Source organism: Klebsiella indica, assembly GCF_005860775.1.
In the GTDB taxonomy this organism is placed as follows: Bacteria; Pseudomonadota; Gammaproteobacteria; order Enterobacterales; family Enterobacteriaceae; genus Klebsiella; species Klebsiella indica.
In genome coordinates this window covers 114,400-129,035 of sequence record NZ_VCHQ01000015.1, presented here as the reverse complement: position 1 = coordinate 129,035, position 14,636 = coordinate 114,400, and the positions used below count along the sequence as shown (strand labels likewise).

Annotated in this window: 10 protein-coding genes and 1 pseudogene; 5 read left to right on the top strand and 6 right to left on the bottom strand. The window is 56.0% G+C overall.

Annotated elements, in window-relative coordinates:
- Positions 1 to 106 precede the first annotated feature (106 nt).
- Positions 107 to 2,101, top strand: a complete 1,995-nt coding sequence (tkt, locus tag FE839_RS12325; RefSeq protein ID WP_138361093.1) for a transketolase — start codon at positions 107 to 109, stop codon at positions 2,099 to 2,101.
- Here tkt and FE839_RS12320 read toward each other — a convergent pair.
- The 3 genes and pseudogenes from FE839_RS12320 to aegA all read right to left on the bottom strand — a co-directional run bounded on the left by FE839_RS12320 (position 2,091) and on the right by aegA (position 5,841).
- Positions 2,091 to 3,137, bottom strand: coding sequence for a DUF1176 domain-containing protein (locus tag FE839_RS12320; RefSeq protein WP_138361137.1), 1,047 nt, complete (start codon positions 3,135 to 3,137; stop codon positions 2,091 to 2,093). The two genes, tkt and FE839_RS12320, sit on opposite strands and share 11 nt — an antisense overlap.
- Before the next feature lie 65 nt (positions 3,138 to 3,202).
- Positions 3,203 to 3,800 (bottom strand): annotated as a pseudogene (nudK, locus tag FE839_RS12315) (GDP-mannose pyrophosphatase NudK).
- 58 nt (positions 3,801 to 3,858) lie between these two features.
- The gene (gene aegA / locus FE839_RS12310; protein ID WP_138361091.1) at positions 3,859 to 5,841 is read right to left on the bottom strand and encodes a formate-dependent uric acid utilization protein AegA; all 1,983 of its coding nucleotides are present in this window, start codon (positions 5,839 to 5,841) and stop codon (positions 3,859 to 3,861) included.
- Between the two features lie 388 nt (positions 5,842 to 6,229).
- On the opposite strand from aegA, the gene acrD reads away from it, so the two are divergent.
- Positions 6,230 to 9,343: a multidrug efflux RND transporter permease AcrD gene (gene acrD, locus FE839_RS12305; RefSeq protein ID WP_138361090.1), complete on the top strand. Its 3,114-nt coding sequence runs from the start codon at positions 6,230 to 6,232 to the stop codon at positions 9,341 to 9,343.
- Positions 9,344 to 9,476: 133 nt separating this feature from the next.
- On the opposite strand, the gene ypfM is transcribed toward acrD, so the two are convergent.
- Complete coding sequence (gene ypfM, locus FE839_RS12300; protein ID WP_100181659.1) at positions 9,477 to 9,536, bottom strand: protein YpfM; 60 nt, start codon at positions 9,534 to 9,536, stop codon at positions 9,477 to 9,479.
- A gap of 526 nt (positions 9,537 to 10,062) precedes the next feature.
- On the opposite strand from ypfM, the gene FE839_RS12295 reads away from it, so the two are divergent.
- The 3 genes from FE839_RS12295 to FE839_RS12285 are packed head-to-tail and all read left to right on the top strand — an operon-like array spanning position 10,063 to position 11,774.
- Positions 10,063 to 10,416, top strand: coding sequence for an ArsC family reductase (locus tag FE839_RS12295; protein ID WP_138361089.1), 354 nt, complete (start codon positions 10,063 to 10,065; stop codon positions 10,414 to 10,416).
- A 3-nt stretch (positions 10,417 to 10,419) separates the two neighbouring features.
- A complete protein-coding gene (dapE, locus tag FE839_RS12290) occupies positions 10,420 to 11,547 on the top strand; it encodes a succinyl-diaminopimelate desuccinylase (protein WP_138361088.1) in 1,128 nt (375 codons plus the stop codon).
- 26 nt (positions 11,548 to 11,573) lie between these two features.
- On the top strand, positions 11,574 to 11,774 hold the full coding sequence (locus FE839_RS12285) for a YpfN family protein (protein ID WP_138361087.1): 201 nt from the start codon (positions 11,574 to 11,576) through the stop codon (positions 11,772 to 11,774).
- Between the two features lie 76 nt (positions 11,775 to 11,850).
- Here FE839_RS12285 and ypfH read toward each other — a convergent pair whose 3' ends face one another.
- Positions 11,851 to 12,549 (bottom strand): esterase, encoded by a 699-nt coding sequence (gene ypfH, locus FE839_RS12280; protein ID WP_138361086.1) that lies wholly within the window; start codon positions 12,547 to 12,549, stop codon positions 11,851 to 11,853.
- 77 nt (positions 12,550 to 12,626) lie between these two features.
- Positions 12,627 to 14,627, bottom strand: coding sequence for a tRNA(Met) cytidine acetyltransferase TmcA (locus FE839_RS12275; RefSeq protein ID WP_138361085.1), 2,001 nt, complete (start codon positions 14,625 to 14,627; stop codon positions 12,627 to 12,629).
- Positions 14,628 to 14,636: the final 9 nt, after the last annotated feature.

Sequence of the window (14,636 nt, the reverse complement as noted above, 5' to 3'; positions counted from 1 at the left end):
AAGCAAGGATGGCCCTGTCTGCTATGCTTTTTAGTTATGCAACTCATCGTCCTCTCTATCCTAAATCAATAAAAACTCATGCAACGTATTGTTTCAGGAGTACATTATGTCCCGTAGAGAACTTGCTAACGCCATCCGCGCCCTCAGTATGGATGCGGTCCAGAAAGCCAACTCAGGCCATCCCGGCGCGCCAATGGGAATGGCGGATATCGCCGAGGTATTGTGGAACGATTTTCTTAAACACAATCCGCAGAATCCTCACTGGTACGATCGCGACCGTTTTATTCTCTCCAACGGTCATGCTTCCATGCTGCTCTATAGCCTGCTGCACCTGACCGGTTATGCGCTGTCGATAGAGGAACTCAAACACTTTCGCCAGCTACATTCGAAAACCCCCGGTCATCCGGAGTATGGCTATACGCCTGGCGTCGAAACCACCACCGGTCCGCTGGGCCAGGGGCTCGCCAACGCCGTGGGAATGGCGATTGCCGAACGCACGCTCGCTGCCCAGTTCAACCGTCCTGGGCATGACGTAGTCGATCATTTCACTTACGTGTTTATGGGCGATGGTTGCCTGATGGAGGGGATTTCTCACGAAGCCAGTTCACTGGCGGGCACCCTGGGGTTAGGGAAACTCATTGGCTTCTACGACCATAACGGCATCTCTATTGATGGTAAAACCGCAGGCTGGTTTACCGATGATACCGCCGCGCGATTCAACGCCTACCACTGGCACGTCATCGGCGATATTGACGGCCACGATCCACTGGCAGTCAAACAGGCCATTGTTGAAGCGCAGGGCGTTAAGGATAAGCCCTCGCTGATTATCTGCCGCACCATTATTGGCTTTGGCTCACCGAATAAAGCCGGTTCCGAAGAGTCACATGGCGCCGCATTAGGGGAAAAAGAGGTCGCTCTGGCCCGCGAGAAACTGGGCTGGAAATATCCGCCGTTTGACATTCCCAAAGAAATCTATCAGGGCTGGGATGCCCGTCCGCGCGGCGAAAAGGCCGAACAGGCGTGGAACGCAAAATTCGCCGATTATCAACAACAATATCCGGAACTGGCAGCGGAACTCACCCGCAGGATGAGCGGCAAGCTTCCGGAAAACTGGACGGAAGTCACTCAGCATTATATCGCCGGATTGCAGGCGGAACCGGCGAAAATTGCCAGCCGAAAAGCCTCACAAAACGCGCTGAACGCATACGGCCCCATCCTGCCTGAACTACTGGGCGGTTCGGCGGATCTCGCGCCCAGCAACCTGACCATCTGGTCCGGTTCGCAGTCAATTAAAGAAGAGCCCGCAGGCAACTATATCCACTATGGCGTACGTGAATTCGGCATGACCGCTATTGCTAACGGCATCGCGTTACACGGCGGCTTTATCCCCTACACCTCCACGTTCCTGATGTTTGTCGAGTATGCCCGCAATGCGGCGCGGATGGCGGCGCTGATGAAAGCGCGACAAATCATGATTTATACCCATGACTCTATCGGTCTTGGCGAAGATGGCCCGACTCATCAGGCGGTTGAACAACTGGCCAGCCTGCGACTGACGCCCAACTTCAGCACCTGGCGACCATGCGATCAGGTCGAAACAGCCGTCGCATGGCAGGCAGCAGTAGCAAGACACTGCGGCCCGACGGCGCTGATCCTCTCAAGGCAAAACCTGGCGCAAATGGCGCGGACGCCGGAACAAGTACAGAATATCGCCCGCGGCGGTTATGTACTGAAAGATGCCGGAGGTAAACCAGACCTGATCCTGATAGCGACCGGTTCAGAAGTAGAGATAACGGTGCTGGCGGCAGAAAAACTGCTCGCCCGGGGAGTGAATGTCCGTGTGGTATCCCTGCCATCGACCGACGTGTTCGATGCTCAGGACGAAACCTATCGGGAATCGGTATTGCCAGCAGACGTCGACGCCCGCGTCGCCGTCGAGGCCGGAATCGCCGACTACTGGTATAAATACGTGGGGCTAAAAGGAAAAATCGTCGGTATGACCAGTTATGGCGAATCAGCACCCGCGGACAAGCTCTTCCCTCACTTCGGCTTTACCGTTGAGCATATTGTTAATGTGGCAAATGAGATACTCAACGGGTAACCCACAGCGTGGGCCAGGCATCTGGCCCCTGCCAGTTATCGCACCGCGGCTGCTGCGCATAACGTACGAGATTAAATCGCTGACCATCGTAACGCCAGCGAGTTTGTGTGCCACAATCGCCGGACGCGCGCCCTTTATCCAGCGTCACCAGTTCCTGACGCTGGTCATCATAGCTGGCATTAACCAGCTCAATGTCGCGCGCGGCATCGCCGGGCGGCTGAAACGGCAACGCCAGATGGAGCGGGCGCGCAATGAATGGCCGCTGACGCGAAACCAGCCAGGCCAGCCAAATGGTGTTGTAAGCGCCCGCTTCACAACTGGTCATCAGTAGAACATTGTCATCGGTCAATGCGCTAACCCGTACTTCGCGGCGAAAAGGGTCCAGTGAACAAGCGCTGCTGTTCATCTTCTCGTTGCCGTAATCCATCAGATCGTTAAGTTCATCGCGACTGAGGGGTGACTGCGCCATATCGACTTTTCCCACCGCGCGTAAAGCGGGCGCGGGCGGAACGCTAAACGACAGAGTCTCTCCCTTACCTACCCACGCGGTTTCATTCCCCACACGCTTTTGTCGGCTGTCAATGAACAATAAAGCGGCTTTCAGCCCTTGCAGAGAAATACTCTGCAGGCCATTCTCCAGGGTAATGGCCTGCGCGTCCTGCACCTGCTGCAGGAAAGCATCAATGGTGAGGCTATCGTCGGTTTTAAGCAGTTTATCGGTGATCTGCCACTGTTTATCGCTGAGGATCAATGGATGGCCGTCAAGCTGGAGACGCGGTGCGATCGGTGCCAGCGCCGAGACGGGGTTGCCCACGCCGCCAAGTTCAATACGCAGACTGGCGTTAGTCGTCGCCCCGGCGCTACGACTGACCGTCATAACCAGACCATAGTGCAGCCCGACGTTGCGGGCGATGCAGAAATTCTGATTATTGCAGGTCACCAGCCAGTCGCTGAATAGCTGTTGGGCAGGTGCCGCCCGCACCTGCGACATCGGCAGCAAACCGAAGAGCAGAAAAAGAATAACCCGATACAACATGAGCGGCACAACCCCGGTGAAAACGCGATAAACAGCGGCCATGTTCACCAGCGGCAAGGTTTTACTCAATCAGATTTATCAGATATCCCGCGTCATCAGCCCGGATGTTTGCAAATATTGCAGGAGGATCACCGCTTTGCCATCGCGAATCTCCCCGTTCGCGACCATCTCCAGCGCCTGGCTAAAAGGCAGTTCCAGCACCTCAATATCTTCATCATCAACGCCGCCACCGCCGTTTGCCCGTTGGGCATCGCTGTATTCGGCGATAAAGAAATGGATAAGCTCGGTGACGCCGCCTGGAGACATATACAGCTCAAACAGTTTACGCACTTCCCCAACCTCGAAACCGGTCTCTTCAATGGCCTCTTTGCGCACACAGACTTCCGGCTCGTCATTATCCAGTAGCCCGGCACAGGTTTCGATCAGCATGCCATCCTGATTACCGTTTACCCAGGTGGCGACGCGGAACTGGCGTACCAGCACGACACTCTGCTTACGCCGGTTATACAGCATGATGGTGGCGCCGTTTCCGCGATCGTAAACCTCACGCTTATGGCGCACCACGCTGCCATCGCTGCGCGTGAGTTCATAGGTCATATTGCGTAAAACAAACCAGTTTTCGGAGAGGATTTTATCTTTGATGACGTTGATATTGAGTGACATACAGGCCCCACAGCATAGAATGACGTCGTCATACTACGCCGCGGGACCCGCTTTGTCGTTAGTGAAGCGGATTCGATTTCACACCGAGGAAATCCATTATCCCCTGCGCAGCATGGCGTCCTTCCGCCATCGCCGTCACCACAAGGTCAGCGCCGCGCACGGCATCCCCCCCGGCAAACACCTTACGATGGGTAGTCTGATAACGATAGCGGCTTTCAACGCTGGCTTTAATCCGACCGCGACTATCAAGCTGTACGCCGATCGACTCCAGCCAGGGCATGCCGTGTGGATGGAAACCAAAAGCCATGATCACCACATCGGCAGGCATCACGAACTCGCTTCCCGGGATCGGCGACGGACGGCGACGCCCCTGAGCATCCGGCTCGCCAAGTTGGGTACGCAGGAAGCGTACGCCGTTAACGTGGCCTTCCGCATCCAGTTCCAGCGTCACTGGCTGGACGTTAAACTCAAACATCGCCCCCTCTTCACGCGCGTTTTTAACCTCTTTCTTCGAGCCCGGCATGTTGGCTTCATCGCGACGATAGGCGCAGGTGACCTGTTTCGCGCCGTGGCGCAGCGAAGTCCGCACACAGTCCATCGCCGTATCGCCGCCGCCCAGCACGACAACATTCAGCCCCTCGGTGTTGATGTAAGACTCATCCTGCAGCTCAGCAAGCCCCATCACCTGCCGGGTGTTGGCAATCAGGAATGGCAACGCATCATACACGCCTGGCGCGTCTTCATTTGGCAGATCCGCTTTCATTGAACGGTAGGTTCCGGTGCCGATAAACACCGCATCGTAGTCGTCAAGCAGCGTGGTCAACGGGAGATCTTTGCCTATCTCGCAGTTAAGCTCAAAGCGCACGCCCATCTGGGTAAAGATTTCACGCCGCCGGGCAAGGAGCGATTTATCCAGCTTAAACGCCGGAATACCAAAGGTCAGCAAGCCGCCGATTTCCGGGTGGCGATCAAACACCACTGGCCGAACGCCGTTGCGCACCAGATTATCAGCGCAGGCAAGCCCGGCGGGGCCGGCGCCGATAATCGCCACTCGCCTGCCGCTTTCAACCACCTGCGAGAGATCCGGCCGCCAGCCGCTGGCCAGCGCCTGGTCGGAAATATAGCGTTCAATGTTGCCGATAGTGACCGAACCGTACTCATCGCGCAGCGTACAGGCCCCTTCGCACAGGCGATCCTGCGGGCAGACACGGCCAGTAATTTCCGGCAGACAGTTGGTCTGATGAGAAAGCTCCACCGCGGCGGAGATATCGCCCGCTTTGACGCGCTCAATCCACTGCGGAATATGGTTATGCAGCGGACAGGTCCATTCGCAAATACTGTGTTCGCCGCACTTCAGGCAGCGTTCCGCCTCACGGCTGGCCTGTCCGGCGCTAAACGGGAGATATATTTCGGCGAAATTAGCTTTACGCGCCTCAGCAGACAGTTTATCGGCCTCGCCACGCGGCGGAGTGGCGGCCATGCGCGCCGCTTTTCCGCCAGAGCGCAGTGGGACCGCCGCGCCGGAATGGCTGTGCCACGGCTGAGCGTCCATCCGCGCCGCGCGTTGCCGGCGCTGTTTCGCCAGATTCAGCAGCGTGTCGTCCGTCGCCAGCTGCAGTGCCTCGGCCGGGCAATTCTGTACGCAAGCAGGCCCCTCTTCACGACCGCTGCACAAATCGCATTTGTGTGCTGTCGCCTTGACGCTTCCCGCCTTTACCGGCGTAAGGACGATTTGCATCACACCAAACGGACAGGCGACCATACAGGATTTACAACCAATGCATTTCTCCTGATTAACCTGGACACTGCCGTTAAGCTGGCTGATGGCGCCATTTGGACAACTGCGGGCACAGGGAGCCCCTTCACAATGATGACATGTTACTGCGTTACGCTTTTGCTCGCCTTTGATAACCGTGATACGCGGCAAAAAACGCTGCGGGGTCAATACATGCTGCTCATCGTTGTGCGCCATAACGCAGGCAACTTCACAAGCCTTGCATCCGATGCACTTATGACTATCGCTTAAAATAAAGTGGTTCATGACATCCTTCAGTATTAGTGGTGAATAACCCCTCAATTCGCATGCCTATCTATTAACCGACAAGGCGGTACCGGAACAATGTACATTTGCCCAGGATGGCGATTTTTTGGTAATAACCCGAGTTGGATCAATTTTTTTGACTTAAATGAAATTGCGTTTTATTTATTCAGGTAATAATTGCTTACGCCAGAGAAGCTGCGGCGACGGGAAGAACGTGGAAATATTGATAAAGGTAGAGAGAGAAGGACGATTCTTTACGCTACCAGAAACGGCGCACGATAACTTACACGTTCTCCTTGCTTTCTCCACAGTTGTCTGAGAGCTTGCCGCTAGAGTGTCACAGGCTGCGCAATAACAAAAAAATGCACACAATGAGGTCCTGATTCTGATGGCGAATTTTTTTATCGATCGCCCCATTTTTGCGTGGGTTCTGGCCATCCTTTTATGCCTGACCGGAACGCTTGCAATCTTATCGCTTCCCGTTGAGCAATATCCCGAACTGGCCCCGCCTAACGTGCGGATCACCGCGAACTATCCCGGCGCTTCAGCACAGACGCTGGAAAATACCGTCACCCAAGTTATCGAACAAAACATGACGGGCCTTGACAACCTGATGTATATGTCATCGCAAAGCAGCGGTTCCGGCCAGGCCACGATTACGCTAAGTTTTACCGCCGGCACCGACCCGGATGAAGCCGTCCAGCAGGTACAAAACCAGTTGCAATCGGCAATGCGCAAGCTCCCCCAGGCCGTACAAAACCAGGGCGTGACGGTGAGAAAAACCGGGGACACCAACATTCTGACCCTTGCTTTCGTCTCCACCGACGGCAGTATGGATAAACAAGACATCGCCGACTACGTCGCCAGTAATATTCAGGAGCCGCTCAGTCGCGTGAACGGCGTCGGCGATATCGACGCTTACGGTTCGCAGTACGCGATGCGCATCTGGCTCGATCCGGCCAAACTCAATAGTTTTCAGATGACGGCGAGCGATGTCACTGACGCCATTTCCGCGCAAAATGCGCAAATCGCTGTCGGTCAACTGGGCGGCACGCCATCGGTGGATAAGCAGGCGCTGAACGCCACCATTAATTCGCAATCGCTGTTACAAACCCCGGAGCAGTTCCGCAATATCACGTTACGAGTGAATCCGGATGGTTCCGAAGTCACCCTTGGCGACGTGGCTACCGTCGAAATGGGCGCGGAGAAATATGATTATCTCAGTCGCTACAACCGCCAGGCGGCCTCCGGCCTGGGGATCAAGCTGGCTTCCGGCGCTAACGAAATGGCAACCGCCGAGCGCGTTATCGATCGCCTGAACGAACTATCGCAATACTTCCCGCACGGCCTGCAATACAAAGTCGCTTACGAGACGACTTCTTTCGTCAAAGCATCCATTACTGACGTCGTCAAAACGCTGCTTGAGGCCATCGTACTGGTGTTCCTCGTGATGTATCTGTTCCTGCAAAACTTCCGCGCCACGCTTATCCCGACGATTGCCGTACCGGTGGTGCTGATGGGCACCTTCGCCATCCTCTATGTCTGCGGTTACAGTATCAACACCTTAACCATGTTCGCCATGGTGCTGGCAATCGGTCTGTTGGTGGATGATGCCATCGTGGTGGTGGAAAACGTCGAACGTATCATGAGCGAGGAGGGCCTCTCGCCGCGCGAAGCGACGCGTAAATCGATGGGGCAGATCCAGGGCGCGCTGGTTGGCATCGCGATGGTCCTGTCGGCGGTATTTGTGCCAATGGCCTTTTTCGGCGGCACAACCGGCGCGATCTATCGTCAGTTCTCAATTACCATTGTTTCAGCGATGGTACTGTCTGTTCTGGTGGCGATGATTCTGACGCCCGCCCTGTGCGCCACCTTACTGAAGCCGATTCACCGCGGAGACGATCACGGGAAACGGGGCTTCTTCGGCGGGTTTAACCGCCTATTTAACCGCAACGCCAGCCGCTACGAATCCGCGGTGGCGAAAATTCTTCATCGTTCGCTGCGCTGGATAATGATCTACATTCTGCTGCTGGGCGGCATGGTCTTTCTGTTTCTGCATCTGCCGACGTCGTTCCTGCCGCAGGAGGACCGTGGAATGTTTATCACTTCAGTACAGTTGCCTGGCGGCTCGACCCAGCAACAAACGCTGAAAGTGGTGCAGAAGGTAGAAGATTATTTCCTGAAAAAGGAGAAAGCGAACGTTGAATCGGTGTTCGCAACAATCGGCGCCGGCCCCGGTGGCAACGGCCAGAACGTGGCGCGAATGTTCATACGCCTGAAAGACTGGAACCAGCGCGATCCGACGAGCGGCTCCTCTTTCGCCATCATCGAACGCGCAACGAAAGCGTTTAACAAGATTAAAGAGGCTCGCGTCTTTGCCAGCAGCCCACCGGCTATCAGCGGACTCGGCAGTTCAGCCGGTTTCGATATGGAACTGGAGGACCACGCGGGCAACGGGCACGATGCGCTGATGGCCGCCCGCGATACTCTGCTGGAACTGGCCGCGCAAAATAAACAGCTAACCCGCGTACGCCACAACGGCCTCGACGATAGCCCACAATTGCAGATCGATATCGATCAACGTAAAGCTCAGGCGCTGGGCCTTTCCATCGACGATATCAACGACACGCTGCAAACCGCATGGGGTTCAAGCTACGTCAATGACTTTATGGATCGTGGGCGCGTAAAGAAAGTCTATGTCCAGGCGGCTGCGCCGTATCGCATGCTACCAGACGATATCAATCTATGGTACGTGCGCAACAGTAGCGGCACAATGGTCCCCTTCTCCGCCTTCGCCACCTCCCACTGGGAGACCGGTTCGCCGCGCCTGGAGCGCTACAACGGCTACTCGGCGGTAGAAATCATCGGCGAAGCCGCGCCCGGTGTCAGTACCGGCACCGCCATGACGATTATGGAAAAACTGGCTCAGCAGTTGCCGAACGGTTTTGGCCTTGAATGGACGGCGATGTCCTTGCAGGAACGTCTCTCCGGCGCGCAGGCGCCGGCCCTGTATGCGATTTCTCTGCTGGTGGTGTTCTTATGCCTGGCGGCGCTGTATGAAAGCTGGTCGGTGCCGTTCTCGGTGATGCTGGTGGTGCCGCTGGGGGTTATTGGCGCGCTACTGGCAACCTGGGCGCGCGGGCTCGACAACGATGTCTACTTCCAGGTGGGCCTGTTGACGGTTATCGGCCTGTCGGCCAAAAACGCTATTCTTATCGTCGAGTTTGCCAATGAGTTAAACCAAAAAGGCGAGGATCTGCTTACCGCGACGTTATCGGCCTGCCGTCAGCGTCTGAGGCCAATTCTGATGACCTCGCTGGCGTTTATCTTCGGCGTACTGCCAATGGCTATCAGCACCGGTGCGGGTTCCGGCAGCCAGCATGCCGTCGGCACCGGTGTTATGGGGGGCATGCTCTCTTCCACCCTACTGGCTATCTTCTTCGTGCCGCTGTTCTTCACGCTTGTGCGACGCCGTTTTCCGCTCAAGGAACGGCCACAATAGCAGAAGCGATGGTGACAGTTTTCACCGGGGCAAATAACAGAAAAGGCGACATATGGTGTCGCCTTTTTCATGTGGCCGCTTCAACTGCATTATTATCCTGCTCGTGGAATCGCCCTGCTCTCATTGTGGAAACTTATTTACGAAGCATACCTTCGATAAAATCTTTCCAGTTCCCCAGTTCATGCTCAATCATACTAACCTCTCTTATTATTATGGGTAATTTTATGCAAATTTGTTGTTAATGAAAAGTTTGTTTTTGCTATCGCTCTCATTGCTTTACTATCGTCTCCGACATGTTCCCCTTTCATTCGTAAGTACTATGAGCCTATTTGTGGCGGTTTAATGTGACCAATAGCAACATTCAGCAACATTCATTCATCTGCTCAATCCGCCAGCCCTGACCCCGGGTCGGGATAAGCACAAACGAGAGGTTAAAAAACAGACGAAAAATATTACATTCAAACTATCCTGCGGGAAAAAAAGATATTTATTACAGTCATTCGCGTATTATTTAGGGTATCTATTCGGAGTATCTCAATCCAAAGATTAAGAGCCTATCCCACCAGGCGTTATTGGCGCAGACAGTTTGAACACGGCCAGCGCGGAAGAACCGGAGCGTACACGTAGTACGTGAGGATTCTGAGCACTGCCCAGGTTCAAAATGACAAGCAAAATAGCCCTAATGGGACAGGCTCTAATTCAAAGAGAAAGGTTTAATCATGCTAACCCTGTACGGAATTAAAAACTGCGACACCATAAAAAAGGCCCGCCGCTGGCTGGACGCCCATCAGCTTGAATATCGCTTTCATGATTATCGTGCTGATGGCCTGAGTCGCGAATTAGTCGACACCTTTATCGCCGAACTCGGCTGGGAAGCCCTACTCAACACCCGAGGGACCACCTGGCGCAAACTGGATGAAACGGTTCGCGCCAGTATCAATAACGCCGACGCCGCAGCGGATCTGATGCTGGAAATGCCGGCAATCATCAAGCGCCCATTGCTCTGTGCGCCTGGTAAGCCTATGCTGCTGGGTTTCAGTGAATCAAGTTATCAGCAGTTTAACGAGGTGTAGTCTATGTCTTGCCCGGTCATTGAGCTTGCTCAGCAGCTTATTCGCCGCCCTTCCCTCAGCCCCGATGACGCGGGGTGTCAGGCATTAATGATTGAACGTCTGCGGGCGATTGGCTTTACCGTCGAACCGATGGATTTCGGCGATACTCAAAATTTCTGGGCCTGGCGTGGGCACGGAGAGACGCTGGCCTTCGCCGGCCACACCGATGTTGTTCCCTCAGGTGACGCTGACCGCTGGATTAACCCACCGTTCGAGCCGACCATTCGTGACGGCATGCTGTTTGGCCGCGGCGCGGCGGATATGAAAGGTTCTCTGGCCGCGATGGTGGTTGCCGCCGAACGTTTTGTCGCTCATCACCCTGACCATAAAGGCCGTCTGGCGTTTCTGATCACTTCTGATGAAGAGGCCAGCGCGAAAAATGGCACCGTCAAGGTCGTTGAAGCGCTGATGGCACGCAACGAACGCCTGGATTACTGCCTCGTCGGCGAACCGTCCAGCACCGAAGTCGTCGGCGATGTGGTCAAAAATGGCCGTCGCGGTTCGCTGACCTGTAACCTGACCATTCACGGCGTTCAGGGGCACGTTGCCTATCCGCATCTCGCCGATAACCCGGTACACCGCGCTGCGCCGATGCTGGCTGAACTGGTGAACATTGAGTGGGATCAAGGCAACGAATTTTTCCCGCCAACCAGTATGCAAATCGCTAATGTGCGCTCAGGAACCGGCAGCAACAATGTGATTCCCGGCGATATGTTTGTGCAGTTCAACTTCCGTTTTAGCACCGAGCTCACCGACGAAATGATTAAAGCGCGCGTCGTGGCCCTGCTGGAGAAGCACGCGCTACGTTACAGCGTTGAGTGGTGGCTTTCAGGCCAGCCATTCCTGACCAGCCGCGGTAAGCTGGTGGATGCCGTCGTAAACGCCATTGAGCACTATAATGAAATAAAGCCGCAGTTGCTGACTAATGGCGGCACTTCCGACGGGCGCTTTATCGCGCGCATGGGCGCGCAGGTGGTTGAACTGGGGCCTGTGAATGCCACCATTCATAAAATCAATGAGTGCGTAAATGCCGCCGACCTCCAGCTGCTGGCGCGGATGTATCAACGCATTATGGAACAACTGATCGCCTGAGGGCATTGCCGGAAAAGGAGTAGCGCATGGAGTGGCTCATCAAACACTGGTGGATCCTGGTATTAGTCTTTTTAGTGGGGGTGATCATCAACGTGATTAAAGATCTTAACCGCGTTGACCACAAAAAATTTCTCAACAATAAGCCGGATTTGCCGCCGCATCGTGACTTCAACGACAAGTGGGACGATGATGACGACTGGCCTAAAAACGACCAGTCAAAGAAATAAGCGTATTGTTCAGCCTGACCAGCCACGCTTTTTAAACATTAACCCCGGTATCTGTTTTTCACTACCGGGGTTTTTATTACAGCAGTTCGATAATATCGTCGTCCTGCGGCTTGCCGCCGCTGAGCGCTTCGTCGAAATAGTGCTTCGGTACGGTAAAACGCAGATGATCGAGGGCAAACTGCATGCTTTGCTCATTAATCGCGTGTCCCAGCCCCTCAACAATATCCAGCGTCACGTCACCGCCTGCCTGCTGTAACGCCTCCTGTCCCGCTACCGCCCATGCCAGATCGATGACACGATCCTCGCCGCCGTGAATCAGGTGGATGGTCGTGGCCGTGCTCGCCGACTCGGGCATCGTCGCATAGCGACCATTAAAGGCAATCACCCGCGAGGCCAGACCCGGCTCCGCCTTAATACTTTCGAGGGACATAATCGCGCCCTGCGAGAAGCCGATCAGCGCCGTCGCCTGCGGACTGACGCCGCTTTGCTGCTGCCAGTAGCGAACCGTGTCAATAAAGGTCGGCATAATGGCATCCACGCGCTGCTGGCGGTTATCTTCAGTAACGCCCTGCACGGAAAACCACTGGCGCCCCGGCGGCGGCCCGCACGGCTCTGCGCCGCCGATGCTGACAATCAGCGCATCAGGAAAGAGCGGGGCAAACCAGCTACCAATTTGCCCCATGGCAACCGGGTTATCGCCGACGCCATGAAACAGCAGCAGCAGTTGCTGTGCAGGTGTCGCAGGGCTTTGAACAATAAAATGATCGTGTTTCATGGCTGTCTCCTTAATGTCTGCAAGGAAGTTTACGCCACAGGCGGAATATGACCATGTCATTTAACTGAAGGAGTTAGTTAAAAAAATTGCAGAATTGTCACCTGCTGGCGCAGGGCATCGGCACGGGTTGCGTTAAGGCTGGATAACGCCTGGGCCGCCTCTTCCCGTAGCCTGACCAGCAGGGCTTTGCGCCCGGATATCTGTAGCGCCCGGCACAGCGTCGACTCGTCCTGCCGCCGCAGACGCGCCCGCAGCGCCGGTAGCGGTAAATCAACCTGCATAAGCAGGCGGTTCAGGCTGCCCGCCGACGCCAGCAACGGACGATGGGCAAAAGCAAAGCCCGCCACCTCCAGCCAGTCCTCCTCCGTAAGGATAGTCGCTTCCTGCATTGTCAGCGGAAAAGCGCCATCCCGCCAGTCACGTAGCCAGTACTCGTCGCGCAACAGTCGCTGCGCTTCCTTATTAACCAGTTGGTGACCCGACTCGCTGAGGGGATAGAGCGCCATCGCGGTATAACAGCCGCTGCTGGCTTCCCGGTGGGTTCCTAAACGTACCAGCGTAAAACCGCAACGCTGCCAGAAACGCCATAGCTCCGGCGTGTAACCAAAACTGACGGAAAGATAATCCCGGTCCGCCGCCAGAGATATCGCCCGGGCCACCAGCCGTTGCCCCAGTCCCTCACGCTGGCGGGCCGGATGCACGGCAATACGGCTGATACGCAGCCCGGTCAACGTTGCCGCCAGCGGACTGCCGCCGTGCGCCGCCAGCGACTGGGCCACCAGATTACCACGCGGTCGACGGAACCCGGCCCACACAGCCTGGCTAAGCGAGGGCTCAAGCCCGCCCTCTTCCACCAGCCACAGCGCCCCGGCAACGCGGTCGCCGCTGCGGGCGCAGACAAAATGCTGTCCTGGCGCATCCATCATACGCCGCAGATCCAGCGGAGAGGTACGATAATGCGCGCCGGAGAGCAACTGGTACATCGCTTCCGGTAGCCCGGGATATTGCCGCCAGAGGGCCTGATCGACGCTTTCCAGCATCACATCGCCAATTGGCTGCTGGCGGAAAGTCTCGTCGCCAAACAGCAGCAGTTGCGCAATCATCGCTTCCAGCGGGCAGCCTGCCGCCCAACGGACAGGCGTCGTCAAACTGAACTGCCGCAAATGCGTAAAACTGGCGCAAAACTTAAGCAGAAAGCCGCGTCCGGTACCTTCATACCCCTGCACGGTCGTGGTCAACAGCGTTCGCGGAAAGCGGGCGATAAGCTGGCGCAACTGCGGGCCAGGAATGGCGGCGGCCTCGTCGACAATCAGCCATGAAGCATTGCATTCTGACGCCAGTAATGCATCGGGAGCCATAAAACGAAAATCCCCTCCGGCGAAAGCCGCCATCACATCGGTTGCTCCACGTGCAGGCGCCGTAACAATGGCATCGCCCGCCAGTTGGCGAATAAGCATTCCGGCGAGAGCGGACTTTCCTCGCCCGCGTTCTGCGATCAGCGCGGCAATACCGGGGGAAAAATCGGCCAGTTCGGCAAGAACGGTGGCCTGCTCCGCCTGCGGATGACCATCAGCAGGATGCCATGCGACGCGCGCTGAAAAGTCCGGCACAACCAGTTTGTGTCTCTGCCGCCAGAGAATGGACTCACTATCGGCAATAATTTGCTGACAGAAGCGGTAGACAAAATTCGGCGCAACCACAGGCAGGAGAGTGTCGCTCCAGCGCAAAGAATCCGCATCTGGCCGCATGGCCCACTGCGCGAAATCAGGCGTCAGCAGGATCAGCCAGCTTCCGGCGCGCAGCGTACCGGCGAGCGCAGCCAGCGCCGCGACATCAAAGCCCTCGCGGGCATCAAAAAAGGCATGCTGAAATTCGCGTCCCAGCAGGGATTTCAGCGTTCCAGGTGAGGTGTACGGTGCCGGCATCGGCTGCGGGCCGACCCACAGACCGTCACCGGCCAGCGCCGTTCGCAGTATTTGCGCCTGACGCAAAGTCCAGGCATCATCGCCGCTGAGGACCAGCAGACGACGGATGCCTTCACGCGCCATTTGTGTGGTCAGATGAAGCAGTTCATCCATGACGGGCCG